Raw genomic sequence first — 24,871 nt, 5'->3', positions numbered from 1 at the left:
TTCATGTTGCTGAGAAATGAGGAGTTACACCATGGCAACCGATCGCGAAACTGGGCTGCTGCAGGCAGCCTATGCAGCGGGAATCACCCGGCCCAACGAATTGGCGAATTTCATGGCCCAGGTAGGCCACGAATCGGGCGGACTCAATCGCCTGGAAGAAGGGTTCCGCTATACCCGCGGCCTCTCGCAAGTGAGCTCGAAAGTGCGTTCTGCACTGCGCGAAGGACCGGAGGCGCTGGAAGAAGCGCGCCTTGAGGCATTGCGCGGCCAGCCGGAGAAACTCGCCGAATTGATGTATGGCGGGCGCATGGGCAACAACGAGCCCGGCGATGGCTATCTTTACCGTGGTCGCGGCTACATCCAGCTCACCGGCAAAGATCAGTATCGCGAGGCCGGCGAAGCGCTGAAACTCGACCTGGTCGCGCACCCCGAACTGGCCGCGCAACCGGAAAACGCGTCGCGGATCGCAACCTGGTACTGGCAGCACAATGTGCCGCAAGCGGCCAGGCAGGATGCGCATGCAGCAGGCGTTGCGATCAACGGCGGCGATCCGCCCAATGGACTGGCTGACCGCGAAAGCCGCTTCGCGCGCTGGCAGCGCGACCTCACGCCCGATGTGATGCACAAGCTCGAACACGGTCAACTCGGACAGACCGTCGCGCCCGCGCAGCATTCGGCACCGACGCAAGCACCGCATGCCGGTTCGAACGCGCATTCGTTCCAGGCCACCATGGAGCGCATGCTTCCGCCGCAGAACGGCACCGCGCCGCATATCACCGGACATTACGGCGAGCACCGCAGCGCGCGCGACCACGGCGGCACCGACTTCAATTATCAGGGCGGTCAGGCAGGACGCAATTTGCAGCATCCAACCGTGCATTCGCCGGTCGCCGGAACGGTGACCTTTGCCGGCGGAAGCTACGGCACCGTCAAGATTCGCGATGCACAAGGCAACTCGCACGAGATCCTGCATCTGGATGGCGTCAAGGTCAAAGAAGGGCAAACGCTGTCGGCAGGCGACGCGATCGGCACGATGGGGGGACGTGGGCCCAATGGCGCAAGCCAATATGCGCAGCATGTGCATTACCAATTGCGCGATGCCAACGGCAAATTGACCAGCCCCGAGACCTTCTGGAATCAGGGTCACCAACACGAAGCGGGTGCGCGCCACACCCAGGCAGCAGCGGCAAGCGGCACAGGTGCCCTGCGGCATGGCGACAACAGTCAGGATGTGGGCAAGCTGCAGCAGGACCTCAACCGTCTCGGTGTACGCGATGCACAAGGCAACCGCCTGGCCGAAGACGGGCGCTTCGGCGACAACACGCGTGAGGCGGTAATGGCGTTCCAGAAGCAGCATGGGCTGCAGCAGGACGGTGTTGTCGGCCGCGATACGCGTGCAGCATTGGCTGCACAACCGGCGCAGACCCGCGAGGCGCAGGTTGCTGGGCCGAAAGGGCCTTCGCTCAACGATGCATCGCATCCCGACCACGCGCTACATAACGCAATCCGCAGCAAGCTGCCAAGCATGATCTCCAACGAGACGGCGGCACATGTCACGCTGCAGGCGAAGCAGAATGGGATCGACAGCGCGGACAAGTTGCAGAACGTGACAGTGCAGGACGGCAAGGCATTCGTCATGGGCACCACGCCGGGCTTCCGTGCGGCGGTGGACCTGAACCAACCTGCTCCGACACTTGAGCAAACCAGCGCGCAGTTGCTGGCTGGTCACTCGCAGCAGCAACAGGCCCAGCAAGAACAGCAGAAGGTTGCGATGGGAGGTCGCTGATCTTTCAGCGATAGATCAAGAAGACGCCGGCCAGGAGATTGGCCGGCGTTCTTGTTTCCACATGCACCGTGGGAGTCACGACACATCGCGCAAGCTGATCGTCATTCAACGGCCAGCGCGCGTGGTGATGGGACACCGCAACACCCCGCGCTGGCGCAACGATACGGCGCAACCCTGCCTGACACCACTGCATTGCGCGCATGCTTGGCCGCAGCGGCCAATGACACCATGCATCCGCTGCGCCTCTGCGATGTGCGCCACAGCGGAAAGTGGCCGGGCGCACAGAACGCAACACATCCGTAATTTTTACTACTGTCCAGTTCGTGACTGTGCAAGCGTAACTGCCGGCACCCAAGGTGCCATCGGCGATCGGCTGTCGGGGGGCTGCCGGTCTTTGCATTGCACGTTTTCTGGAGAGAGTCGTCATGCAATTCCATGTCCTGGGCGCGGCAATCTGCTGCGCGCTCTCGTTTTCTGCTGCCGCGAATGCTGCCGATGTGTCGGCAAATGCCGCTGTTTCGCGCGCGCAATCGTTATTGGGGAACAACGCGTCTGCATTGGCCAATCGCGCGCCGGCCGACGCCTTCATCGCACGCGACAGCATCGTCGATGCCGACGGTACCGAACATGTGCGTTTCGATCGTACCTATCAGGGCCTGCCGGTGATCGGCGGCGACGTGGTGGTGCACTCGCGTCGCGGGGTGATGCGTGAATTGAGCCAGACCATGGACACCACGGTGCGTCCGAGCCTGGTGCCGGGAATCGATGCGGCAAGCGCGTTGCGTGTGGCCGGTTCGCACTTCGATGTGGCGCAGGATGCCGCGCCGCGTGCGAGTCTGGCGCTGTATGCACGCCAGGGCGCGCCGCGCCTGGTGTACGAGGTAATTTACAGCGGCGTCAAACCCGACCAGACACCGACCGAGATGCATTACATCGTCGATGCGGTGAACCAGCGCATCCTCGAATCCTGGGATACCGTGCATACCGCATGTAGCGGCGGCACCAGCGCCGCTGGCACAGGACGTTCGTTGTATGCGGGCAGCGTGACGGTGAACACGACGCGCTGCAGCAGCACCAGCTACGAAATGACCGATCTCAGTCGCGGCAGCGGTGCGACCTACAACATGCGCAACAGCACCTCCGGCAATGGCACGCTGGTCACCGATGCCGACAATGCCTGGGGCAGCGGCACCACCGGCGATACGGTCACCGCAGCGGTCGATGCGCATTACGGCGTGGCGTTGACCTGGGACTATTACCGCACCACGCATTCGCGCACAGGCATTGCAAACGATGGCGCCGGTGCACGGAGCCGGGTGCATTACGGTAGTCGCTACAACAACGCCTTCTGGCAGGACAGCTGTTTCTGCATGACCTTCGGCGATGGCGACGGCAGCACGTTCACGCCGTTGGTGTCGGTGGATGTGGCCGGCCACGAGATGACCCACGGTGTGACCAGCCGCACCGCCGCGCTGACCTACTCGGGCGAATCGGGCGGTTTGAATGAAGCCACGTCCGACATCATGGGCACCATGGTGGAGTACTCCGCTGCCAACAGCGCCGAGCCGGGCAATTATCTGATTGGCGAGAAGATCATCCCCAACAACAGCACCGGCACACTGGCGTTGCGTTACATGTTCAAGCCAAGCCTGGATGGCAAATCGCCCGATTGCTACAGCAGCAGCCTGGGCTCGCTCAATGTGCACTACAGCTCGGGCGTGGCCAATCACTTCTACTATCTGCTGGCCGAAGGGGCGGTGGTGCCGAGCGGGTTCGGCTCGGGCACCAGCTACAACCTGACCCCGACCAGTCTGGTCTGCAGCGGCTCCACGGCGCTCACCGCGATCGGCCGCGCCGCGGCCAGCCGCATCTGGTATCGCGCACTGACGGTCTACATGACCTCGTCCACCAACTACGCGGCGGCCCGTCGGGCCACGCTGAGCGCAGCCACCGATCTGTACGGCAGCACGTCCACGCAATACCGCGCAGTAGCGGCGGCGTGGAGCGCGGTCTCGGTGAACTGACGGTGCGTCCCTCGCCACGCCACCAAGGCGTGGCGAGGGCACATCTGCCATGGCGCCATCCGCGCGCGTATGCTTGGATCATTCCTGGGAGGGAACATGAGCCAAAGCACCACGACCGCGCGACCGATCGAGCGCTATTTCGCCAGCTATTCCGACGATCATCAAAACGCGACCAATCAGCAGATCCACGTGCTGGCGGTGCCTGCCATCCTGTGGTCGGTGGTGGCGCTGTTGTGGTGCATCCCGGTCGGCGGTAGCTGGTTCAGCAGCGGCGTGTGGGCCGCGCTGTCGATGTTTGCGGCGTGGTCGTACTACAACCGGCTGTCGCGCCCGCTGGGGCTGGGCATGCTGGGGATCTTTTTCTTCTTCGGCTGTCTGTGCCGGTTGATCGAAGGCCGCATCGGGCTTGGCGGCCTGTTCACCACCGCGCTGACGGTGTTCGTGCTGGCGTGGATTGCGCAGTTCGTCGGCCACAAGATCGAAGGCCGCAAACCGAGCTTCCTGACCGATCTGACCTATCTGCTGATCGGGCCGATCTGGGTGCTGGCCAAGGCGTATCGCCAGCTGGGTTGGCGTTACTGAACGTCGCCGACAGACCAGCCAGGCCTCACGCGCCGATCCCGAGCTCTTCGGGCAGTGGGCGAAATGCACGCGGCGCATAGCCGAAATCGCGGCGTGCCGGCTCCAGATCGAATACCAGGTCCTCGCGCATGCGCTGTAGCGCGGCGGCATTCAAGCCCCGCAGGCGGCCCAGGCGTTGCGCTGCGGTGAGTGCAAGACCGAACAGGCTCGGCGGCACCTGGTACAGACGTGCAGGCCGTGGCAGCGCTTCCAGTACGCGCTCTACCATCTGCGTGTACGCCAGCACTTCGCCGCCGCCCACGGCATAACTGCGCTGCTGGGTGGCCGGCTGGCCAACCACCGCCAGAGCGGCGCTGGCCAGATCTTCCACATGCACGGGCTGGCGAAGGCCAGTGGCGTTGGCGGGCAGTACGAACGCGCCGGTGCGCTGCGCCAGCCCGGCGATCTGGGTCAAGGTTTTGTCGCGTCCCGCGCCGTAGACCAGGGTCGGCCGCAGCACGGTGGCACTAGCGCCACGCGCACGCGCGGCGGAAAACAGCGCCTGTTCGGCAGTGGCCAGACGCTGGGCCACGTCGCGCTCAGCCGCGTCGATGGAGTGTTCCTTGACCTCAACGCTGGTGGAACCGAACGCCACGATACGCGGCGCTACCATCGGGTTTTCGGCATACCAGCGTGCGAAGTGGTCCAGCGGACCACAGCTGAAGATCACCTCGAACGCCTCGCCGGCAGCTGCCGGCACAGCCAGATCGCCCTGCCGCCAGATCAGACCGGAGCGCGCTGCGCGCGGCTGGCGCGACCACGCTGTCACCTGCCATCGGCCGCTCAGCAGGCGGGTCAGCAAGCGCTCGCCGATTTGCCCGCTGCCGCCGAAGACCAGGGCGCGCGGCGCAGATGCAGCGGTGGACGGAGCGGGATTGGCGGCAGTCACAGGGCATTATCGATGCATGAATGCCTGCAGCATAGCGAGTGCGGCATTGCAATGTGCAGCCAGTGGGGCCGATGGCAGGCCATGTGCGCTGGCGGCGTTGACGCGGACGTCAGTCAAGGGTTTGTTAAGCTCTCGGGCCTGCTCGCGAATCTTGTGTTCCCTGCATGCCTTTCTCGCTGGAAATTCTGCTGGCGCTGCCATTTGTCATGGCCGCTGCCGCTGCGCTGCTCTGGCGCGCCTCCCGTTCGATCACTGCGTGGTTGGCTGCGGCCGCGCCGTTGGCCGGGCTGCTGGTGCTGGCGCTGTTGACGCCCGCGGTGCTGCGCGGCGAGGTGATTGCCAGCGAGCACGCGTGGCTGCCGCAGATTGGCCTGATGTTTTCGCTGCGGCTCGATGGCCTGGCCTGGATGTTCGCACTGCTGGTGCTGGGCATCGGTGCGCTGGTGGTGCTGTACGCGCATTACTATTTGAGCCCACGCGATAGCGCGTCGCGTTTTTTTGCCTATCTCTTGCTGTTCATGGGCGCGATGCTCGGCATGGTGTTGTCGGGCAACCTGCTCTTGCTGATGGTGTTCTGGGAACTCACCAGCATCAGCTCGTTCCTGTTGATCGGTTTCTGGTCGCACCGCAAGGACGCGCGCGAAGGCGCACGCATGGCCTTTGTGCTGACTGCCGGCGGCGGCCTGGCGTTATTGGGCGGCGTGTTGATGATCGGCCGCATCGTGGGCAGTTTTCAGCTCGATGCCGTCCTGGCCGCCGGCGATGTGATCCGCGCCAGCCCGCTGTATCCGTACGCGCTGGGCCTGGTGTTGCTGGGCATCTTCACCAAGAGCGCGCAGTTCCCGTTCCACTTCTGGTTGCCGCACGCAATGGCGGCGCCCACGCCGGTGTCGGCGTATCTGCATTCGGCCACGATGGTGAAGGCCGGCGTATTTTTGCTGGCGCGTTTGCATCCGGCGCTGGCCGGTACCGATCTGTTTTTCTATACGGTGACCAGCATCGGCGCGATCACGGTGCTGTTGGGCGCCTGGCACGCCATCTTTCAGCACGATCTCAAGGGCGTGCTGGCGTACTCGACCATTTCGCATCTGGGCCTGATCACGATGCTGTTCGGCCTGTCCACGCCGATGGCGGTGGTGGCCGGCGTGTTTCACCTCATCAACCATGCGGTCTTCAAAGCGTCGTTGTTCATGGCCGCCGGCATCATCGACCATGAGACCGGCACGCGCGACATGCGCAAGCTGGGCAATCTGCGCCGGTTGATGCCGGTGACCAGCGCGCTGGCCATCACCGCTTCGCTGGCCATGGCCGGCATTCCGCTGCTCAACGGCTTCTTGTCAAAGGAAATGTTCTTCGCGGTTGCGCTGGATACCGAAGCGCCGCAACTGATGCGCATCCTGGCCAGCACCGCTGCGCTGCTGGCCGGCCTGCTGGGCGTGGCGTACAGCCTGCGCTTCGTGCACGACACGTTCTTCGGCGAAGGCCCGCGCGCGCTGGACACCACGCCGCACGAGCCGCCGCGCTGGATGCGGATTCCGGTCGACGTGCTGGTACTTACCTGCGTGGCGGTGGGCATCGTGCCGGCATGGACAGTGGCGCCCGTATTGCGCGCCGGTGCCACCGCGATCTTGGGCGACCGGCTGCCCGACTACAGCCTGGCGCTGTGGCATGGCGTCAATTTGCCGCTGGCGATGAGCGTTGCCGGCATCGTCGGCGGTGCGTTGTTGTACGTGGCGCTGCGCCGCACGCTGGATCTGTATGCAATCCAGAACCGTTCGCCGGGAAAGGCACTGTTCCAATGGAACCTGCGTGCCTTGTTCAGTGCCACCGCACGCATGACCGACGCCGTCACCAACGGCAACCTGCAGCGCATGTTGATGCTGCTGGTGCTAAGCGCGGTCGTGGTGGCGCTGGTGCCGTTCCTGCAAGGCGGTGCATTGCCGCAATGGCCTGCACCCATGCCAATGCCGGCGCTGGGGTGGATGGTGTGGCTGTTGATGATCGCATGCGCCCTGGGCAGCCTGTTCCTGTACAAGCAGCGCCTGTTGGCGGTGCTGGTGCTCGGCGGCACCGGGCTGGCGGTCAGCCTGACGTTCGTGTTCTTGTCGGCGCCGGATCTGGCGCTGACGCAGTTGCTGGTGGAAATGGTCACGCTGGTGCTGATGCTGCTGGCGATGAACTACCTGCCCGAGCGCTCGTTGCCCGAACGTGCGCGGCTGCGCAAGATGCGTGATGCCGCAATTGCCATTGCCGGCGGTGCCGGTCTTGCGGCGTTGGCGTATACCTTGATGACGCAACCCAGCCATTCGGTCGCCGGCGAACTGCTGCAGCGCGCCTTGCCCGAAGCGTATGGGCGCAATGTGGTCAACGTAATTTTGGTGGATTTCCGGGGCTTCGATACCTTTGGCGAGATCACCGTCTTCGCCATCGCCGGGCTGGTGGTGCACGCCTTGCTGCGCCGCGCGCGCATGGCACCGGAGCGCACCATGCCGGGGCCGCCGATCAAGTTGCCGGTGCCGGCCGATCTGGCGCAGATCATGTTCCCGCTGACATTGACGGTGTCGCTGTTCCTGTTCCTGCGCGGGCACAATGCGCCGGGCGGCGGCTTCATTGCCGGGCTGGTGTTGGCGGTGCCATTGCTGATGCAGTACGTGATTCAGGGGACGGCCTCGGTGGAGTCGCGCTTTGGTTTCGACTACATCCGCCTGATCGGCATCGGCTTGTTGTGCGCGCTGGTCAGCGGCGCCGGCTCGCTGGTGTTCGGGCTGCCGTTCCTGAGCAGCGGACATCTGGAAATTCCGCTGCCGCTATTGGGCGAGCTGGAACTGGCCAGTGCGCTGGGCTTCGATACCGGCGTGTACCTGGTGGTGTTCGGTGCGGCGATGTTGATGCTGTCGATGATGGGCACCATCAAGCCCTCGCGTACGCGCAGTTCGCAGCGCGGCGAGATCGACCCCACCCAACGTTCGACACGCACCGCGGAGCAGCATTGATGGAATTGGCAATGGCAAGCGCGATCGGCGTCCTCACCGCACTGGCGATCTATCTGCTGCTGCGCGCGCGCAGCTTCGATGTGATCCTGGGCATGACCTTCCTGTCGTATGCGACCAATCTGCTGATCTTTGCCGGTGGGCGCCTGCGCAGTGGCCAGGCGCCGGTGTTGCGCGACGGCGTGCCGGCCGAGCTGATGCATCACACCGATCCGCTCCCGCAGGCCCTGGTGCTGACCGCCATCGTGATCGCGTTTGCGATGACCGCGGTGAGCCTGGTGCTGGCGATCCGCAGCCGTAGCGACAATGGCAGCGACCATGTGGATGCGCACGAAGATGCCGCGACCGGCACGGATACGCGGCAGGCCCGGCGATGAACCATCTGCTGATCCTGCCCATCCTGATCCCGATGCTGGGCGCGTCGGCATCGTTGTTCGTCGAGCACCGCCGCTATGGGCCGCGCGTGCAGCGCAGCGTGGCGTGGGTCAGCATCGCCTTGTTGGCTGCGGCGGTCATCGCCCTGTTCGCACGCGCGGCCGACGGCCAGATCCTGGTCTATCTGCTCGGCGACTGGCCGGCGCGCATCGGCATCGTGCTGATGGGCGACCGCTTGTCGGCATGGATGCTGCTGACGACCTTGATCCTGGGCTCTGCGTGCCTGCTACATGCATGCGCAGGCTGGGACCGGCGCGCACCGCATTTCCATGCATTGTTCCAGTTCCAGTTGATGGGCTTGAACGGCGCATTCCTGACCGGCGACATCTTCAACCTGTTCGTGTTCTTCGAGGTGATGCTCATCGCCTCCTACGGCCTGCTGCTCAGCGGCGGGCGCGGGTTGCAGATGCGGGTGGGCCTGCATTACGTGGTGTTCAACGTGTGTGCGTCGACGTTGTTCCTGATTGCGCTGGGCCTGCTGTTCGGTGTGTTCGGCACGCTCAACATGGCCGAGCTGTCGCAGCGCATTGCCGATCTGCCGGCGCAGGACGTGCCGTTGGCAAAGGCCACGCTGGGCTTGTTGCTGCTGGTGTTCTGCAGCAAGGCCGCGCTGCTGCCGCTGTATCTGTGGCTACCGGAAACCTATTCGCGTGCGCCGGCGGCGGTGGCTGCATTGTTCGCCATCATGACCAAGGTGGGGTTGTACGCAGCGCTGCGGGTATCGTCGTTGTGGTTCGGCGCCGGTGCCGGCGCGCTGCACGGCTTCGGTAGCCACGCGCTGTTGTGGCTGGGCATCGCGACGCTGCTGATGGCCGCGTTCGGGGTGATGGCCGCATCGCGGCTGCGGGTGATGGTGTCGTACCTGGTGGTGTTTTCGGCAGCGACCTTGTTCATCGCGTTTTCGCTGGACGATGCCGGCGCACTGGGCGCGGGGCTGTATTACCTGCCGCACAGCAGCTTTGTCGCCGCTGCGTTGTTCATGGTCTCTGACCTGATCCGCCGTCGCCGCGGCAGTGCCAGCGACCGCAAGGAAGTAGTGGCGCCGCTGCCGGGGCGGGCCATTCCGGGCACGATGTTCATGATTGCCGCGGTGGCGGTGGCCGGGTTGCCGCCACTCTCCGGATTTCTGGCCAAGGCCGCATTGCTGCAACACGTGCCTGAAGGGCTGGTCGGGCCGGTGTGGATCGCGGTGCTCGGCAGTAGCCTGCTGATCGTGATCGGCCTCACCCGCGCCGGCGTACGCTTGTTCTGGCGGGTGCCGGCGGCGGCGGAAAATGCGCCGGAACTGCAGCCGCCGCGGCGTGGCCGCATGCGTCCGGTGGAGACCGCCGCCACGGTGCTGTTGCTGAGCGGGCTGGTTGCGATGACCGGCGCCGCAGGTCCCCTGATGCATTACACCGATGCGGCCGCTGCGCAGTTGCGCGACCCCGGCGCGTATGTTGACCAGGTCCGCGCCACCACGCCGCAACGGAGGCAGCCATGAACACGCGTCTGCCACTGCGTCGCCGCCTGTTTCCCTCGCCGCCCTTGAGCGTGACGGTCTTCGTGTTCTGGCTGCTGCTCAGCGATAGCTTCGGCCCGCAGCAATGGGTCTTGGGCATGCTGCTGGGCGTGGTGGTACCGATCTTTGCAGCGCGGCTGGACCGCGAGTTCGCACAGATCGGCTCGCTGCGCTCGGTGCCACGCATGCTGCTGGTGGCCGCGGGCGACATCGTGCGCTCCAACATCAAGGTCGCTGCGCAGGTGCTCGGGCCAGAATCGCGTATCCATCCCGGTTTCATCTGGGTGCCGCTGGACATCGCCAACATCCACGGCATTGCCGCCTTGACCAGCATGATCACGCTGACCCCGGGGACCGTCTCGGCCGCGCTGTCGGACGACCGCAAATATCTGCTGGTGCACGTACTGCATCTGGACGATCCGCAGGCCTTGATTGCCGAGATCAAGACCCGCTACGAAAAGCCCCTGATGGAGATCTTTCCATGACCGGCCACATGTTCATCGAATCAACCATCGTGATCTGCATGCACGCGGTGGGCCTGGCCATCCTGATGGCCTTATGGCGGCTGCTGCGCGGGCCGACCGTGCCAGACCGCATCCTGGCGCTGGACACGCTCTCGGTCACCGCCATTGCCGAATTGATGCTGCTGGGCATGTGCCTGGATTCGCCGATCTACTTCGAGGCGGCCCTGGTCATTGCGATGCTCGGCTTCGGCAGCACCGTGGTACTGAGCAAGTACGTGTTGCGGCGGAGTATCGTCGAATGATCGCCCTCACCGAATACTTGCTCAGCGCCTTGCTGCTGGCGGGCACGTTTTTCATCCTGATCGGCGCTTTCGGCCTGGTGAAGCTGTCGGACTTTTTCAAGCGCCTGCATGCACCGACCAAGGCCAGCACGCTGGGCGTGGGCTGCGTGTTGCTGGCCTCAGTGGGATACCACCTGTTTCTCGGCGTGGACCCGCAGCCGCGCGAATTGCTGATCACCGTATTCCTGTTCATCACCGCACCGATCAGCGCGCACTTGATGGCCAAGGCAGCGCTGTCGCTGATGATGGAAAACCGCCCGGAAGTACCGAACCACGGCGACGCGCAGCAGGAAGGATTGCCGCAGGTCAAAGGCGATCTTGGCGAGAACGAAGAAACCGAGAAGCAGCATCCGGGGCCTGCGTCCGAGGGTGGCTGAGGCGTTGCTGCCCGGCGTGGATTGTTTGCCGATCAGGTCCGGTTGCTGCCCAGAACCTTCTCAACGGCGCAACTGGCTGAGCCGGTCGCCGGCACATGGGGTATCGACTCACGAGCGCTCACTTCGTGCGTTCGCCAACCACAGATGGGCATGCAACTGCAGTGTGGCGCGACTCAACAACCACGCGCAGCGCTGTGCCACCGTTGCGCAGAGCGATTCTGCGACCGCCCACCATCGCCCACCGGCGCGACGCATGGGCCGCAGCAGGAATGACACACCCTCCGCTAGCGCAGGATACAAACGCCTGCGCAAGACGACACCGCCATCGCACCTTGCATGTCAGCCGCAGCCTTCGACGTAATCCACCTGCGGCGGCTTGCCCACGCGCCAGCTGGTGACTTTGCCGTCTGCATCGGTCTCGAATACCAGCGCGGTCTGCGTGGCAGCGTCGGGGAGACGCAGCGTCAGCGCGCCTGGAATGTACTTATGCGGCTGCTCGGTCAGGCCGTCGGGGTACAACGCATGCAGCTGCGCCAATGTCATGCCGACCTTGCCGCCGCCCGGCGCCGTCTCTTTCGCTTCGTTGGTCTGCAAGCGCACCAATTGCCCGCCTTCGAACATGAAGCCCAAGCGACGCGCATCGCTGGCCCACCGTGGGCGCAGCAGGTAACAGCCATTATCGGGTGCCGCCTCGCCCTGCAAATCGCCACCCCAGGCAGCCCGCGCCTGGCCGGCATCCATCCCAAAGCGCAAGTCGCCATAGCCATCCATGCGCGCAAGCGCAGCGGGGTCCTGCTGGGTGCGCGGAGGAAATGTGCCAGCTGGCGCCGTGGCCGGCGGGACAGTGGCCGCCGGTTGATCGTCAGCGGCCGCAACCGGTACGTGCTCGGCGTTGGCGGGCGCGGCCGGCGCGGGCGATTGGTCGGCGCGGTTGCAGCTGGTCAGTACGAGCAATGCGCTCATCAGGCCCAATAGTCTGTATGTCATCTGCGCGTTTCCTAGAGTTGCAGTACAGCGTACACAGCCACCATCGCGACCATGTGCAGAGCGTGGCCACACACCGTCGCCGCCATGTCATCGGCGCTTCATTGGCGGGCGTCACGCTATTGGCTTCGCAGGACCGCCGCCATGATCCCACGCAAGACCGAGCTCGCCCTAACCACGTTGCAATCGCACCGCAGCCCGCTGACGCTGCTGCAACGGCGCGCGTTGATCCTGGCCGACGGCCAGCGCGATCTGGCCACGCTCGCCATGCTGCTGGGCGGCGACGGCACCGGCTTGGTGCAGAGCCTGTGCGCGATGGGGTATCTGGATCTTGGACCCGCTGCAGGCGGTGCTGCGGGTCAAACGCGCACGGCAGCCACTGCCGCGCTGCCCGATGTGCACGAAGCACCCGTGGCCCTACCGGACGCAGGGCCCAGCGAAGAAGAGCTGCGGCGCCTGCGTCGCCGTGCAGCGACCAATGCACGCCTGTATTTGCTCGATATCCTGCAGTTGCAACGCAATGCCCTTGCCGCTGCGCTGCATCGGCAACTGCACGCCGCGCGCGACGACGATCAGATCCGCACGACCATCGCCGAGGCGTTGCACGCGCTGCCGCAGATCACCTCGGCGAGCTACGCCGAACGTGTCCGTACACGGATCGGCGAGCTGCTGCCGGAGACCTTGCAAGCCGCGTGATACATCCGCGTGATCTGGCAGTGGTGGCCAGCGCGCGCCGACCGGCTCGTGCCGAGTCGCTCAACATGCGCAGGGGCTGGAGCCGAGCGCCGCATCACCGCAACGGCCGCGCTCGCGCACCCACCGCTCGCATCACATCGCTGGCGCGCTGACAGAGCAGCTGCAGTCCGGCTTGAGAGCGTCGGACAACCTGCCGCTCAGCCGCCAGGTGCAGCCGGCTGGTACTCGGGGCAGGCATCTGGCCGTCATCCACTCCAGGCACCGTGTGCCTGAGCATCGTCCGCACCATCTGCCAATTGCTTGCGAGGTCTTGACCACGCGCTAGGTTGCGTCTTCCGTTGTCGGCGGTTGAAACGCAGCGCGCAATCCGGACCAGCACTGCTGGTAATCGGCTTGCCGATGGGCGGCGTTCAATGCCTGCTGCGTAGGGCGCAACACCGCGCGCGTTTCGAACATGAAGGCCATGGTGTCGGCGATCACGTCCGGGCGCGTGAGATCTGCCTGTGACGCCTTGTCGAAGGTGGCCGCATCCGGGCCGTGCCCGCTCATGCAGTTATGCAACGAGGCGCCACCGGGCGCGAAGCCTTCGGCCTTGGCATCGTAGACGCCATGCACCAGGCCCATGAATTCGCTGGCGACGTTGCGATGGAACCACGGCGGGCGGAAGGTGTGCTGTGCCACCAGCCAACGCGGCGGGAAAATCGCAAAATCCATGTTTGCCGTCCCGTGCGTGTCGCTGGGCGAGGTCAGCACGGTGAAGATGCTGGGATCGGGATGATCGAAACTGATCGAGCCGATGGTGTTGAAGCGACGCAGGTCGTAACGATAAGGCGCGTAATTGCCGTGCCAGGCGACGACATCCAGCGGCGAGTGACCGATGTCGGCACGCCAGAGATGGCCCTGGAATTTGGCCACCAGTTCGAACCTGCCTTCGCGTTGTTCGAAGGCGGCGCGAGGGGTCTGGAAATCGCGCGGATTGGCCAGGCCATTGGCGCCGATCGGCCCCAGGTCCGGCAGGCGCAGCAGGCCGCCGAAGTTTTCGCAGACGTAGCCACGCGCTTCACTATCGAGCAGTTCCACCCGGAAACGCACACCGCGCGGTATCACGCCGATCTGTTGCGGCTCCAGTTCAAGCACGCCCAGTTCGGTGCAGACCCGCAACCGGCCAAGCTGCGGCACCAGCAGCAGCTCGCCGTCGGCGTCGTAGAAGAAACGATCGCGCATGGAGGCGTTGGCCGCATACAGATGCACGGCCACGCCGGTCATCGCCTCCGGGCTGCCATTGCCGGCCATGGTGTACAGGCCATCGACGAAATCGGTGCGCGTGGCCGGCAACGGCAACGGCAACGGACTCCAGCGCAGCTGATCCGGCGGCACCGGGCCGCCGCCGAAGTCGTTGTGGAGCCGAGACTGCTCGATCAGCGAGAAACGCCCATGCACCGCTGCCGGACGAATGCGGTACAGCCAGCTGCGCCGGTTCTCGCCGCGTGGCGCGGTGAAGGCGGTGCCGGACAACTGCTCGGCGTACAGGCCATGCGCCACGCGCTGCGGTGAGTTCTGCCCGACCGGCAGACTGCCGGCCACCGCCTCGGTTGCGAACTCATTGCCGAAGCCGGTCATGTAGGAAGTCTGGTCATGCATGGGCGTGGGCTCTTTGGTTGCGGCACCACCGTTGCAGGGAGGTGCGATGATTGCAGGGAGGTGCGATGTTAGAGAAACGCAATGTTCAAGCCCCTCTCCCACCGGGAGAGGGGTTGGGGTGAGGGTACGGCGTCGCGACTATCGTGAAGATCGCCTCAACCACAGCATCGAGTGAAAGCAGCACATCGTTGTTCCAAAAGCGCAGCACGATCCAGCCTTTCGATTGAAGCCACCGCGTCCTTGCCTGATCGAAGGATGCCTGATGCTGCGATCCGTCCAACTCAACAATCACCTTAGCTTCAATGCAACAAAAGTCTGCGATGTACGGTGGAATCGGATGCTGCCTTCGGAACTTGAAGCCTTGGAGCTGATTCCCACGCGGACGGCGCCAAAGTGCACGCTCTGCCTCGGTCATGTGGCGACGCGATGCACGGGCGTGGGCACGGGTGACGGTAGGCAATGGCGGTTTGATTTTCATCGCTCCACCGTACCCTCACCCCAACCCCTCTCCCGTGGGGAGAGGGGCTTCAAGCACGTCCGTTTTCATGGGCTTTTCTTATCAGACAGCCTGGTCTTGCTGAGGTGGCGCTCGAGGGTCTTGCTCCAAGCGAATCCCGAATCCCGAATCCCGAATCACCAATACCCAATCCCCGCCCTCAAAGCACCCCGCGCTTGATCTGATCGCGCTCGATGCTTTCGAACAACGCCTGGAAATTGCCTTCGCCAAAGCCTTCGTTGCCCTTGCGCTGGATGATCTCGAAGAAGATCGGGCCGATGCAGTTGGTGGTGAAGATCTGCAGCAGCTTGCGCTGCTTGGTATCGGGGTCGGCGTCGATCAGGATCTTGTTGCGGCGCAGGCGTTCGACATCTTCGCCATGCGCGGGGATGCGCAGGTCCACCACATCGAAATACGTGTCCGGCGTATCCAGGAAACTCACGCCGGCGGCGCGCATCTTTTCCACGCTGGTGTAGATGTCGTCGGTAAAGCAGGCGATGTGCTGGATGCCTTCGCCCTGATACGCGTCCAGATACTCGTTGATCTGGCTCTTGGGGTCGGAGGATTCGTTGAGCGGGATGCGCACGATGCCGTCCGGCGCGGTCATCGCCTTGGACACCAGGCCGGTCTTGGCGCCCTTGATGTCGAAATAGCGGATCTCGCGGAAGTTGAACAGGCGCTCGTAATAGTCCGACCAGCGCTGCATGTTGCCGAAATACAGGTTGTGGGTCAGGTGGTCGATGAAGGTCAGTCCGAAGCCGGCCGGGTGCTGGTCGGCACCGTCGATCGGCTCGAAATCGGCGTCGTAGATACTGCCGGCCTCACCGTAACGGTCCACCAGGTACAGCATGCAATCGCCGATTCCCTTGACCACCGGCGCCGGAACCGCGCGGGTGTCGGGCTTGTTCTGCACGGCTTCACCGCCGTTGCCCAGCACCGTCTGCAGCACGGTCTCGGACGGGGTGCGGAAGCGGATGGCAAAGCCGCAGGCGCAGGGGCCGTGCGCGGCGGCGAAATCGGCAGCGAACGAATCGGGATCTTCGTTGAGCAGGAAGTTGACCCCGCCCTGGCGATAGACGGTAATGGGGCGGCTGCGGTGACGCAGCACCGCGCTGAAGCCCATCTTGCGGAAATAATCGTGCAGCTGTTCCCCCTGGCCGGCCGGTGCGGCGAATTCGACGAACTCGAAGCCGTCGATGCCCATCGGATTGTCGAAGGTGGTGACCTGCATGCCAGGATCGGGGCGGGTTGCGGTGGTGTTCGGTTGTGCGCTCATCTTCGTTTCTCCACGCTTGGGGGGCCGCAGGGCTATGCGGAGTAGCAGAAGACCCGCGAGAATGCGCAGGCCACCCTCGGTTTGTAGTTGCAAATGAAACCAAAATCAAGACACAGTGCAACATGAGCGATCTCGACAGCCCCCACCCGCCGCAATATCCCGTGCTGCTCAACCTCGAGCAGTTCCTGCCGTATCGCCTGAGCGTGCTGTCCAACCGGATCAGCAGCAACATCGCCAAGGTATACGGCGATCGTTACGGCATGGCGATTCCCGAGTGGCGGGTGATCACGATCCTGGCGCTGTATCCGGGTTCCTCGGCCAGCGAGGTCTCCGACCGCACGGCGATGGACAAGGTGGCAGTCAGCCGCGCCGTGGCGCGCCTGCTGGAGCGCGGCTTCATCCGCCGCGAGACCCATGGCGACGATCGCCGCCGCTCGATGCTGGCGTTGTCGCCGGCCGGGCGGCAGGTCTACGAGACCGTCGCGCCGCTGGTCAACGAGATGGAACAACGGCTGATGTCGGTGTTCAGCGCCGAAGAACAGCAGGTCCTGGAAACGCTGATCGACCGGCTGGCCAAGGACGGGCTGCCGCGCATGGCCAGCAAGGACTGAGCAGCGCTACGCCGGGAGCCAATGCGTGGTGCCTTGGCGCCGCACAGGATCGGATCCGGTTGCAATCGGCGCTGGCGCAGCACTGGCCTGGATGCCGTGCCGCGGCGCCCTCGCGTGATTTCGATAGATTGTCGGCGCGCTCGGAAACGACTGTTCGCTGGCTCGCAAATCACGCATTGACGCAGCGCATCGCATGCCGGTGTGGCTGCCGTCGCCAGCAAGGCCTCATCACATCGCGCCAGGGCTGCGCGCGTGGAAGTCACAGGCTGAGTTCGCGCCGGGCGATAGCCATCGGCACGATGCAAATAAAAACCCCCGCAGCAATGCGGGGGTTTTTGTGTGACGCGTTCGCGCAACGTCAGGCCTGCGGTGGCGCCCACTGCTTGAGGAAATCGAACAGCTTCTTGCGGTCGAAACCCTCGCCCTTGCGCAACTCCGGGCCGGACTGCGTGGTCAGCAGCTTGCCGTCGCTGTCCAGCACCAGCAGCGACGGGGCGTCGTTGAGCTGGGCGAACGCCGACAGGAAGGCAGCGTTCTCGTTGGCTGCATCGCGATTGACCTTGACCACCACGAAGTGCGCGTCGCGGAAGCTGCGCAGCTCCGCATCGCCGCCCATCAACTCGTCCAGCGCCTTGCAGGGCTCACAGGCGGCATTGCCGACATTGAGCACGATGCGCTTGCCGCCGCGCTTGGCCTCGACCTTGGCCGTCTCCAGATCGGCCGCCGGATCGCGCGAGGGATCGTATTGCGCATTGAGCGCAGCGGCCGCGGCGATGTCGGCCGCGGTCGGCGTGTTGCCCGAAGACACCGGCTGGCTGGGATCGGCGCTGGGCGGCTTCTGCATCGAGGTATCCAACGGCTTGGGCGCCTCCTGCGGGCTGCTGGTCTGCCCGCAGGCGCTCAACAGACCGGTCAGCAGCAGGCCACAGACAAGGGGTTTGATCGGCATCGCTGTTCTCCTCACTTCACACCATGCATCAATTTATTGATCAGCGGCGCGATCAGGAACAGCAACGCGCCGGCGCCCACCAGCGCCCAGAACCCGAACGTATACCCACCCAGCGCCGAGGACACGCTCATGCCTTCGTTTCCGCTGACATGGCCGGCGAAAATGCCCGACAGGTTGTTGCCGATGCCGGTGGACAAAAACCAGCCACCCATGCCGAAACCGACCAGGCGTACCGGGGCCAGCTTGGTCACCATCGACAGGCCGATCGGCGACAGGCACAGCTCGCCGACCGACTGGATGACGTAGACCATGAACAGGGTCCAGAACGGAATCTTGCCGGCGTCGTTGACCAGGCTGGACAGCGCAAACATCAGCAGCAGGAAGGCCAGGCCGTTGAACAGCAGGCCCAGGCCGAACTTGCGCGGAATCGACGGATTGAAGCGGCCGGACTTGACCCAGATCCACGCGATGACCGGTGCCAGCGCAATGATGGCGATGGAGTTCACCGACTGGAACCAGGCGGTAGGGAAGGTCCAGCTGCCGAAATTGCGGTTGACGATGTTGTCGGCCAGGAAGGTAAACGAGCTGCCGGCCTGTTCGAAGAACATCCAGAACAGCACGTTGAAAGCGAAGATGATCAGCATCGCGATCACCTTGTCGCGCTGTACCTTGCCTTCACGGATGCCTTCCACCAGCAGCATCACCGACAGGCCGATGAACAGCACCGTCAGCACGATCTGCAACACGTCCGCACCGACGGCGAGCAGGAAGTACACGCCCGGAATCGCCAGCAAGCAGCCCACCAGCACCATCAGCACGCGGCCCATGCCCTGCGCGTTGGGCGCCGGGGCGCCGATGCCCTTGAGCTGGACGCGGCCGAACCAGAACCACACCAGGCTGATCAGCATGCCCACGCCGGAAGCCATGAACACCATCTTGTAGGACGGCATGACTTCAGTGCCGAACACCTTTTCGGCCAGCAACTGGGTCAACACCGGCGAGATCATCGCGCCCAGGTTGATGCCCATGTAGAAGATGGTGAAGCCGCTGTCGCGGCGCGGATCGGCCACCGAATACAGCTTGCCGACCATGGTGGAAATGTTCGGTTTGAACAGCCCGTTGCCGACCACCACGGTGGCCAGGCCGATCTCGAACATGGTGTGGTCGGGAATGGCGATCAGGAACAGGCCGGTCGCCATGACGGCCGCCCCGACCAGGATGGAGCGCTGGTAACCGAGCACGCGGTCGGCCACGTAGCCGCCGAAGATCGCCGCCGCGTACACCAGCGCCAGGTAGGCGCCATAGGTCCGCCCCGCCGGCGCCTGGCCGGTGGCATCGCCATTGAAGAACTGCGCCACGATGTACAACACCAGCGCCCAGCGAATGCCGTAGAACGCGAAGCGTTCCCAGAATTCGGTCATGAACAGCAGCCACAACGGCCGGGGGTGGCCGAGCAACGTGGGGAACTCGGGAGGCGCCGGCGGCTGCGGCGGTGTGGAGGCGGATGTCGGCGCGGTCGCGTCAACGCTCATAGAGGTCCCTTGCGTATTCAGTGATGGCTGGGTGCACCGAGGCGAGCCCGGGCGACGCGCGAGGATCACTTAGACGTCATGTACGCGTCAAATTCGCCGGAGTCAGCTGCCTGATGGCCGTGGGTGGAGTTGGCGGAATTTGGCCGCGTGCTGGGGCACCAGGGGCCGGCGTGAGATCGCGCCGGCCCTGTTCCGAAAGCACAAGCGCTTGCGTGCGCTTGCCTTGCCCTTGCGCATGCCTGGCCTTGCTCAGCCCTGCGCGGCGTCCGGGGCGCCTTGCGGGGGGCGGCCGTCCACGCCCACCGAGGTGCGCACGTCGAACAGTTCCGGGAAGAACGTCAGCGCCAGCGCCTGCTGCAGGAAGCCGACGCCGCTGGAGCCGCCGGTGCCGCGCTTGAAGCCGATCACCCGCATCACCGTGCGCATGTGGCGGAAGCGCCACAGCTGGAACTGGGTTTCCACATCCACCAGGTCCTCGCACAGCGCGTACTCGCGCCAGTAGCGGTCGGTGTTTTCGTAGATGCGCTCGAAGACCGGCCGCAGGCTGTCGTCGGCCACGTGTGCGGCGGTCCAGTCGCGGGCCTGGTAGTGCTGCGGAATCGCGTGACCGAAGCGCGCCAGATAGCGCAGGAACTCCTCGTACAGGCTGGGTGCTTCCAGCGCCTCGCGCAGCCGCGCCTGGCCGTGCGGGTCGTAGGCGAACACCTGCAGCATCTGCGGGTTCTTGTTGCCGAGCAGGAACTCGATGTAGCGGTATTGCAGCGACTGGAAGCCCGACGACGGCCCCAGCACGTCGCGAAACCCCATGTACTCGCTCGGGGTGAGCGTTTCCAGCACCGACCACTGCTCGGTCAGTTGCCGCAGGACCTGCTTGCTGCGCGCCAGCACCTTGCGGCATTGCCAGACTTCGTCGCGCTGCAGATGCACGATGGCCGCGCGCAACTCGTGCGCCAGCAGCTTCAGCCACAGCTCGGAGGTCTGGTGCTGGATGATGAACAGCATTTCATCATGATGCGCCGGCTCGGACAGGGGCTGCTGCGCAGACAGCAGTTGATCCAGCCGCAGATACCCGCCGTAGGTCAGCCGCCCCTCCAGGTCGGTGTGGATGCCAGGTTCCAGGTCACGCAGGTTCTTGTCGACGGGCATGGCATCGCGCTGAAGATCGGGCCACGCAGGGTAACGCAGCGGCCGGGATTCGGGATTCGGGATTCGGGATTGGCGGATGGCGGATGGCGGATGGCGGATGGCGAAGCGTATTGGGCCACGGCTATCCCCGGCCCTGGCTGGCTGCTTGCAGCCCTGGCGGGATTGCCTGAGGGGATCGGGGCCAGCGAGATACGTGCGCAGGTGCCTCGTAGAAAATCCGTATGCACGATTGGCACGCCCGGGCCTCAGCGTCGAGCCCGCTTCCTTCAGCTTTGAACCACTTGGCAGGCGCCCGGTGCGGTCTCAGCCACTGCGCCGCTGTCACCATATCGTCAACCTAGGTCTGCAAATTCATGCAGAATCGAACGGCGCTGCCGGCCAGGGACGTGGCCGGACCAGGGGAGCGTTTCACGTCTCAAGGATCAGGGGACTCTCATCTCATGCATGTGTTGCAGCGTCGTGCAGCCGTATTTCTGTGTGCGCTGGCCGTGGCCGGCCACGCCAATGCCCAGGTCGTCATCAGCCAGGTCTACGGCGGTGGCGGCAATAGCGGCGCCACCCTCCGCAGCGATTTCATCGAGCTGCACAACATCGGCAGTGCCCCGGTCAGCCTGGACGGCTGGTCGGTGCAGTACGCCTCCGCGGCCGGCAGCAGCTGGCAGGTCACCCCGCTGGCGGGCACTGTCCCGGCCGGCGGCTATTACCTGATCAAGCAGGCCGACGGCAGCGGCGGCAGCGTGGCGCTGCCCACGCCCGATGCCACCGGCACGCTGGCCATGAGCGGCACCGCCGGCAAGGTGGCGCTGAGCAATAGCGCCTCCGCGTTGAGCGGCACCTGCCCCACCGGCAATGCCGATCTGGTCGGCTACGGCAGCACCGCCAGCTGCGCCGAAGGCAATGCGCCCACGCCGGCCCCCAGCAACACGCTGGCGGTGCTGCGCGGCAACGACGGTTGCACCGATACCGACACCAACGCCGCCGACTTCGCCACCGGCGCGCCTGCCCCGCGCAATGCCGCCAGCCCCGCGCGCCTGTGCAGCGGCGGCGGCCAGCCGGTCGCCACGCTGGCCGATGTCAGCCAGGCCGAAGGCAATGCCGGCACCCGCAGCTTGGTGTTCACCCTGAGCCTGAGCCAGCCGGCCGGTGCGAGCGGGGTGAGCTTCACCGCCGCCACCGTCGATGGCACCGCCACTGCCGGCAGCGACTATGTCGCCCTGCCCGCCACCACCCTGCGCATCGCCGCTGGCGAACGCAGCGCCACCATTTCCGTCGATGTCCTGGGCGACACCACGCCGGAGCCGGATGAAAGCTTCCGGCTGCAGATCAGCGGCCTCACCGGCGCGCTGCCGGCCACGCTGAGCGCCACCGGCACCATCCTCAACGACGACTTCAGCCTGTTGCCGATCCACGCCATCCAGGGCAAGGGGGCGCGCTCGCCGCTGGAGGGCCAGGTGGTGGCCACCTCGGGCATCGTGACGGCACGCCGCAGCGCCGGGTTCTTCCTGCAGGCGCCCGATAGCGAAGCCGACGCCGACCCGTCCACCTCCGAAGGCGTGTACGTCTACACCGGCAGCGCACCGCCGGAGGCGGCCGCCATCGGCAACCGGGTGCGCGTGCAGGGCACGGTGATCGAATACGTGCCCACCGCCGACCCCACCCAGCCACCGCTCACCGAGATCGGCGGCAGCCTGACCGTGCTGGCCGATTCCACCGGCAACCCGTTGCCGATGCCGGTGGCGTTGAGCGCGAACTTCCCCAACCCCAACGGTGCCTTCGATCAGCTCGAAGCGCTGGAAGGCATGCGCGTGGCCGCCGCCAGCCTCACCGTCAATACCCCCACCGGCGGCAGCGTCAACGAGACCAACGCCACGGCGACCAGCAATGGCGTCTTCCATGCCGTGGTCACCGGCGTGCCGCGCGCCTACCGCGAGCCGGGCGTGCAGTTGCCCGACCCGCTGCCGGCCGGCTCGCCTGCCGGCGTGCCGCGCTGGAATACCAATCCCGAAGTGATCGCGGTCGGCAGTGCCGGCGTCGGCGCCGAGCGGCTGGATCTGGCCTCCGGCTGCCAGGTGCTCGATGTCGTCGGCCCGCTGGATTACAGCTTCCGCCGCTACACGCTGTACCCGGAACGCACCCCGCAGGTGAACTGCAACGGTGCCGACCAACCGCGCCCGGCACCGGTACCGCAGGCCGACGACGTGGCCGTGGCGACCTACAACATGGAGCGCTTCTTCGACGACCAGAACGACCCGGCGATCGGCGAACCGGTGCTCACGCCGGCCGCCTTCCAGGCCCGCCTCAACAAGGCCTCGCTGGCGATCCGCAACTACCTGCACACGCCCGACATCCTGGGCACGGTGGAAGTGGAAAACCTCAGCGTGCTGCAGACCCTGGCCGCGCGCGTCAACGCCGATGCGGTGGCCGCCGGCCAGCAGGATCCCAAGTACGTGGCGTACCTGCAGGAAGGCAACGACGTGGGCGGCATCGACGTCGGTTTCCTGGTCAAGACCGCACAGATCGCCGGCGGCGTGGCGCGCGTGGAAGTTCTCTCGATCGCTCAGGAAGGCAAGACCACCACCTGGACCGAGCCGGGTGGCGGCGTGAGCCTGCTCAACGACCGCCCGCCGCTGGTGCTCACCGCCAACGTGCACCAGGCCGACGGCCGCGTGCTGCCGCTGACCGCCATCGTGGTGCATCAGCGTTCGCTCAACGGCGCCGAAACCGACGATGCGGCCGGCATGCGCATCCGCGCCAAGCGCCAGGCGCAGGCCGAGTATCTGGCGCGCCTGCTGCAGACGCGTCAGCAATTGAACCCTGACGAAAAAGTGCTGGTCATGGGCGACTTCAACGCCTTCGAATTCAACGACGGCTATGTGGATGCGATGGGCACCGTCACCGGCAAACCGGCGCCGGATGCGCAGACCGTGGTGGGCGGCGATGGCACCGATCTGGTCAACCCGGATTACACCGACCTGACCTGGTTCAACACGCCCGACCAGAGCTACTCGTACGCCTTCGACGGCAACGTGCAGTCGCTGGATCACATCCTGGCCAACGATGCGCTGATGCGCGCGCCGCAGATCGCCTCGCTGTCGGTGGGCCACGCGCGCATCAATGCCGACTTCCCCGGCACCGCGCGTAACGATGCCAATACGCCGACGCGGCTGTCCGATCACGATCCCACCGTGGTGCTGTTGCGCATGACCAAACAGGTCAATGCGGACCTGGGCGTGGCGGTCACTGCTGCGCGCGATCAGGTCACCGAAGGCGAGCGCATCGATTTCAGTGTGGACGTCGAAAACCGCGGCCCCGACAGTGCGGCGTTCGCTGCGGTTGCCTTGGCGTTCGATGCCGCAGTGAGCCCACGCGTCACCGCCGCACCTGGCTGGGTGTGCCAACCGCCGCAGACCGGCACCCAGACGGTGGTCACCTGCACCATTGCAGCGTTGGCAGCCGGTAACGCGCAGAACTTCTCGGTGCAGGTGGAGGCGGGTGCGGCATTGGCCGGACGGACGTTGACCCTGGCTGCATCGGCGGCTTCGCAAACCCCCGATCCGCAGTCGGGCAACGACACCGATGCGGCCAGCGTGACGGTACAGGCGCAACCCCGCAGCGACCTGGCGGTACGTTTCGACGGCCCAAGCAGCCTGCCGACCACCGCCTTCAGCGCCACCTACCGCGTGCTGGTGAGCAATGTCGGCGCCGCACCGGCGCAAGGCTCCGGCCTGGTGATCGAAGGCAACACGGTGTCGGCGTTGTCGCAATTGGTACCGCCGCAAGGCTGGCGTTGCGACAAGCAGACCCAATCGCTGCGTCGGGCCCGCTTCGTCTGCAGCACCGCCGCGGTGGTACTGCCCGGCGCGCAGGCAACGTTCCAGCTGACCGTCGCTGCCAGGCCCATCCCGGCCGACGGCGCGGTGCGGGTGCAGGCCACGGCCACCTCGCGTTCGCCCGATGCCAACCCAGCCGACAACACTGCGCTGATCGTGACGCCGATCGGCGGAGGTGATGGGCGCCGCTGATCGCAGTGCAACACGTCGCAGTTCTCTACTGCGACAAAGGGCGCGGCCTGGTCCGCGCCCTTTTTTTTGTGCAAGCCAGCATGATTGTCT

General features: G+C 65.2%; 20 protein-coding genes. 12 read left to right on the top strand and 8 right to left on the bottom strand.

All coding sequences use genetic code 11. From position 1 onward, the window contains the following. Positions 1-31: 31 nt before the first annotated feature. The 3 genes from ACDH77_RS02275 (at position 32) to ACDH77_RS02265 (ending at position 4,392) form a co-directional block, all read left to right on the top strand. A complete protein-coding gene (locus tag ACDH77_RS02275) occupies positions 32-1,786 on the top strand; it encodes a peptidoglycan-binding protein (protein WP_218489095.1) in 1,755 nt (584 codons plus the stop codon). A gap of 425 nt (positions 1,787-2,211) precedes the next feature. Further along, positions 2,212-3,810: a M4 family metallopeptidase gene (locus ACDH77_RS02270; protein WP_218489096.1), complete on the top strand. Its 1,599-nt coding sequence runs from the start codon at positions 2,212-2,214 to the stop codon at positions 3,808-3,810. A gap of 96 nt (positions 3,811-3,906) precedes the next feature. Continuing rightward, a complete protein-coding gene (locus tag ACDH77_RS02265; RefSeq protein ID WP_011346155.1) occupies positions 3,907-4,392 on the top strand; it encodes a DUF962 domain-containing protein in 486 nt (161 codons plus the stop codon). A 25-nt stretch (positions 4,393-4,417) separates the two neighbouring features. On the opposite strand, the gene ACDH77_RS02260 is transcribed toward ACDH77_RS02265, so the two are convergent. Continuing rightward, on the bottom strand, positions 4,418-5,320 hold the full coding sequence (locus ACDH77_RS02260; protein WP_218489097.1) for an NAD-dependent epimerase/dehydratase family protein: 903 nt from the start codon (positions 5,318-5,320) through the stop codon (positions 4,418-4,420). Positions 5,321-5,484: 164 nt separating this feature from the next. Here ACDH77_RS02260 and ACDH77_RS02255 point away from each other — a divergent pair, with 164 nt between their 5' ends. The 6 genes from ACDH77_RS02255 to ACDH77_RS02230 are packed head-to-tail and all read left to right on the top strand — an operon-like array spanning position 5,485 to position 11,428. Further along, entirely contained in the window at positions 5,485-8,313 is a 2,829-nt protein-coding gene (locus ACDH77_RS02255) for a monovalent cation/H+ antiporter subunit A (RefSeq protein ID WP_031420833.1), read from the top strand. Then, the gene (locus ACDH77_RS02250; protein WP_008575556.1) at positions 8,313-8,687 is read left to right on the top strand and encodes a Na+/H+ antiporter subunit C; all 375 of its coding nucleotides are present in this window, start codon (positions 8,313-8,315) and stop codon (positions 8,685-8,687) included. The genes ACDH77_RS02255 and ACDH77_RS02250 overlap by 1 nt, the downstream gene beginning before the upstream one ends. Next, complete coding sequence (locus ACDH77_RS02245; RefSeq protein WP_008575554.1) at positions 8,684-10,228, top strand: monovalent cation/H+ antiporter subunit D; 1,545 nt, start codon at positions 8,684-8,686, stop codon at positions 10,226-10,228. The genes ACDH77_RS02250 and ACDH77_RS02245 overlap by 4 nt, the downstream gene beginning before the upstream one ends. Beyond that, positions 10,225-10,731 carry a Na+/H+ antiporter subunit E gene (locus tag ACDH77_RS02240; protein ID WP_008575552.1) on the top strand — a complete coding sequence of 169 codons (507 nt, stop codon included), beginning with the start codon at positions 10,225-10,227 and terminating at the stop codon, positions 10,729-10,731. The genes ACDH77_RS02245 and ACDH77_RS02240 overlap by 4 nt, the downstream gene beginning before the upstream one ends. Next, a complete protein-coding gene (locus ACDH77_RS02235; protein ID WP_372353702.1) occupies positions 10,728-11,012 on the top strand; it encodes a K+/H+ antiporter subunit F in 285 nt (94 codons plus the stop codon). Before ACDH77_RS02240 ends, ACDH77_RS02235 begins: the two co-directional genes overlap by 4 nt. Further along, positions 11,009-11,428 (top strand): Na+/H+ antiporter subunit G, encoded by a 420-nt coding sequence (locus ACDH77_RS02230; RefSeq protein ID WP_008575549.1) that lies wholly within the window; start codon positions 11,009-11,011, stop codon positions 11,426-11,428. The genes ACDH77_RS02235 and ACDH77_RS02230 overlap by 4 nt, the downstream gene beginning before the upstream one ends. Positions 11,429-11,767: 339 nt before the next feature. Here ACDH77_RS02230 and ACDH77_RS02225 read toward each other — a convergent pair whose 3' ends face one another. Continuing rightward, positions 11,768-12,391 (bottom strand): lectin, encoded by a 624-nt coding sequence (locus ACDH77_RS02225; protein WP_109291335.1) that lies wholly within the window; start codon positions 12,389-12,391, stop codon positions 11,768-11,770. A gap of 165 nt (positions 12,392-12,556) precedes the next feature. Between ACDH77_RS02225 and ACDH77_RS02220 the strand changes: the two genes are divergently transcribed. Beyond that, positions 12,557-13,108 (top strand): hypothetical protein, encoded by a 552-nt coding sequence (locus ACDH77_RS02220; RefSeq protein ID WP_008575544.1) that lies wholly within the window; start codon positions 12,557-12,559, stop codon positions 13,106-13,108. Between the two features lie 321 nt (positions 13,109-13,429). Here ACDH77_RS02220 and hmgA read toward each other — a convergent pair whose 3' ends face one another. The 3 genes from hmgA to hppD all read right to left on the bottom strand — a co-directional run bounded on the left by hmgA (position 13,430) and on the right by hppD (position 16,521). Then, on the bottom strand, positions 13,430-14,749 hold the full coding sequence (hmgA, locus tag ACDH77_RS02215; protein ID WP_031420829.1) for a homogentisate 1,2-dioxygenase: 1,320 nt from the start codon (positions 14,747-14,749) through the stop codon (positions 13,430-13,432). 85 nt (positions 14,750-14,834) lie between these two features. Further along, positions 14,835-15,227, bottom strand: coding sequence for an endonuclease domain-containing protein (locus ACDH77_RS02210; protein ID WP_046932216.1), 393 nt, complete (start codon positions 15,225-15,227; stop codon positions 14,835-14,837). A 178-nt stretch (positions 15,228-15,405) separates the two neighbouring features. Then, a complete protein-coding gene (gene hppD / locus ACDH77_RS02205; protein WP_008575541.1) occupies positions 15,406-16,521 on the bottom strand; it encodes a 4-hydroxyphenylpyruvate dioxygenase in 1,116 nt (371 codons plus the stop codon). A 122-nt stretch (positions 16,522-16,643) separates the two neighbouring features. On the opposite strand from hppD, the gene ACDH77_RS02200 reads away from it, so the two are divergent. Then, on the top strand, positions 16,644-17,132 hold the full coding sequence (locus ACDH77_RS02200; protein ID WP_008575539.1) for a MarR family winged helix-turn-helix transcriptional regulator: 489 nt from the start codon (positions 16,644-16,646) through the stop codon (positions 17,130-17,132). Between the two features lie 358 nt (positions 17,133-17,490). On the opposite strand, the gene ACDH77_RS02195 is transcribed toward ACDH77_RS02200, so the two are convergent. The 3 genes from ACDH77_RS02195 to ACDH77_RS02185 all read right to left on the bottom strand — a co-directional run bounded on the left by ACDH77_RS02195 (position 17,491) and on the right by ACDH77_RS02185 (position 20,759). Continuing rightward, a complete protein-coding gene (locus ACDH77_RS02195) occupies positions 17,491-18,081 on the bottom strand; it encodes a thioredoxin family protein (RefSeq protein ID WP_008575538.1) in 591 nt (196 codons plus the stop codon). A gap of 11 nt (positions 18,082-18,092) precedes the next feature. Further along, the gene (locus tag ACDH77_RS02190; RefSeq protein WP_011346143.1) at positions 18,093-19,613 is read right to left on the bottom strand and encodes a peptide MFS transporter; all 1,521 of its coding nucleotides are present in this window, start codon (positions 19,611-19,613) and stop codon (positions 18,093-18,095) included. 249 nt (positions 19,614-19,862) lie between these two features. After that, positions 19,863-20,759, bottom strand: coding sequence for a tryptophan 2,3-dioxygenase (locus tag ACDH77_RS02185; protein WP_008575535.1), 897 nt, complete (start codon positions 20,757-20,759; stop codon positions 19,863-19,865). Between the two features lie 440 nt (positions 20,760-21,199). Between ACDH77_RS02185 and ACDH77_RS02180 the strand changes: the two genes are divergently transcribed. Then, positions 21,200-24,781: a lamin tail domain-containing protein gene (locus ACDH77_RS02180; RefSeq protein WP_031420826.1), complete on the top strand. Its 3,582-nt coding sequence runs from the start codon at positions 21,200-21,202 to the stop codon at positions 24,779-24,781. Positions 24,782-24,871 lie beyond the last annotated feature (90 nt).

This window comes from Xanthomonas axonopodis pv. maculifoliigardeniae (assembly GCF_041519315.1).
GTDB lineage: Bacteria > Pseudomonadota > Gammaproteobacteria > Xanthomonadales > Xanthomonadaceae > Xanthomonas > Xanthomonas euvesicatoria.
This window is presented reverse-complemented; position numbering and strand designations above follow the sequence as displayed.

Bases quoted from the DNA above. Each gene is read 5' to 3' on its own strand.
- ACDH77_RS02275 (WP_218489095.1), top strand. From the start codon at position 32: ATGGCAACCGATCGCGAAACTGGGCTGCTGCAGGCAGCCTATGCAGCG.
- ACDH77_RS02270 (WP_218489096.1), top strand. From the start codon at position 2,212: ATGCAATTCCATGTCCTGGGCGCGGCAATCTGCTGCGCGCTCTCGTTT.
- ACDH77_RS02265 (WP_011346155.1), top strand. From the start codon at position 3,907: ATGAGCCAAAGCACCACGACCGCGCGACCGATCGAGCGCTATTTCGCC.
- ACDH77_RS02255 (WP_031420833.1), top strand. From the start codon at position 5,485: ATGCCTTTCTCGCTGGAAATTCTGCTGGCGCTGCCATTTGTCATGGCC.
- ACDH77_RS02250 (WP_008575556.1), top strand. From the start codon at position 8,313: ATGGAATTGGCAATGGCAAGCGCGATCGGCGTCCTCACCGCACTGGCG.
- ACDH77_RS02245 (WP_008575554.1), top strand. From the start codon at position 8,684: ATGAACCATCTGCTGATCCTGCCCATCCTGATCCCGATGCTGGGCGCG.
- ACDH77_RS02240 (WP_008575552.1), top strand. From the start codon at position 10,225: ATGAACACGCGTCTGCCACTGCGTCGCCGCCTGTTTCCCTCGCCGCCC.
- ACDH77_RS02235 (WP_372353702.1), top strand. From the start codon at position 10,728: ATGACCGGCCACATGTTCATCGAATCAACCATCGTGATCTGCATGCAC.
- ACDH77_RS02230 (WP_008575549.1), top strand. From the start codon at position 11,009: ATGATCGCCCTCACCGAATACTTGCTCAGCGCCTTGCTGCTGGCGGGC.
- ACDH77_RS02225 (WP_109291335.1), bottom strand. From the start codon at position 12,391: ATGAGCGCATTGCTCGTACTGACCAGCTGCAACCGCGCCGACCAATCG.
- ACDH77_RS02220 (WP_008575544.1), top strand. From the start codon at position 12,557: ATGATCCCACGCAAGACCGAGCTCGCCCTAACCACGTTGCAATCGCAC.
- hmgA (WP_031420829.1), bottom strand. From the start codon at position 14,749: ATGCATGACCAGACTTCCTACATGACCGGCTTCGGCAATGAGTTCGCA.
- ACDH77_RS02210 (WP_046932216.1), bottom strand. From the start codon at position 15,227: ATGAAAATCAAACCGCCATTGCCTACCGTCACCCGTGCCCACGCCCGT.
- hppD (WP_008575541.1), bottom strand. From the start codon at position 16,521: ATGAGCGCACAACCGAACACCACCGCAACCCGCCCCGATCCTGGCATG.
- ACDH77_RS02200 (WP_008575539.1), top strand. From the start codon at position 16,644: ATGAGCGATCTCGACAGCCCCCACCCGCCGCAATATCCCGTGCTGCTC.
- ACDH77_RS02195 (WP_008575538.1), bottom strand. From the start codon at position 18,081: ATGCCGATCAAACCCCTTGTCTGTGGCCTGCTGCTGACCGGTCTGTTG.
- ACDH77_RS02190 (WP_011346143.1), bottom strand. From the start codon at position 19,613: ATGAGCGTTGACGCGACCGCGCCGACATCCGCCTCCACACCGCCGCAG.
- ACDH77_RS02185 (WP_008575535.1), bottom strand. From the start codon at position 20,759: ATGCCCGTCGACAAGAACCTGCGTGACCTGGAACCTGGCATCCACACC.
- ACDH77_RS02180 (WP_031420826.1), top strand. From the start codon at position 21,200: ATGCATGTGTTGCAGCGTCGTGCAGCCGTATTTCTGTGTGCGCTGGCC.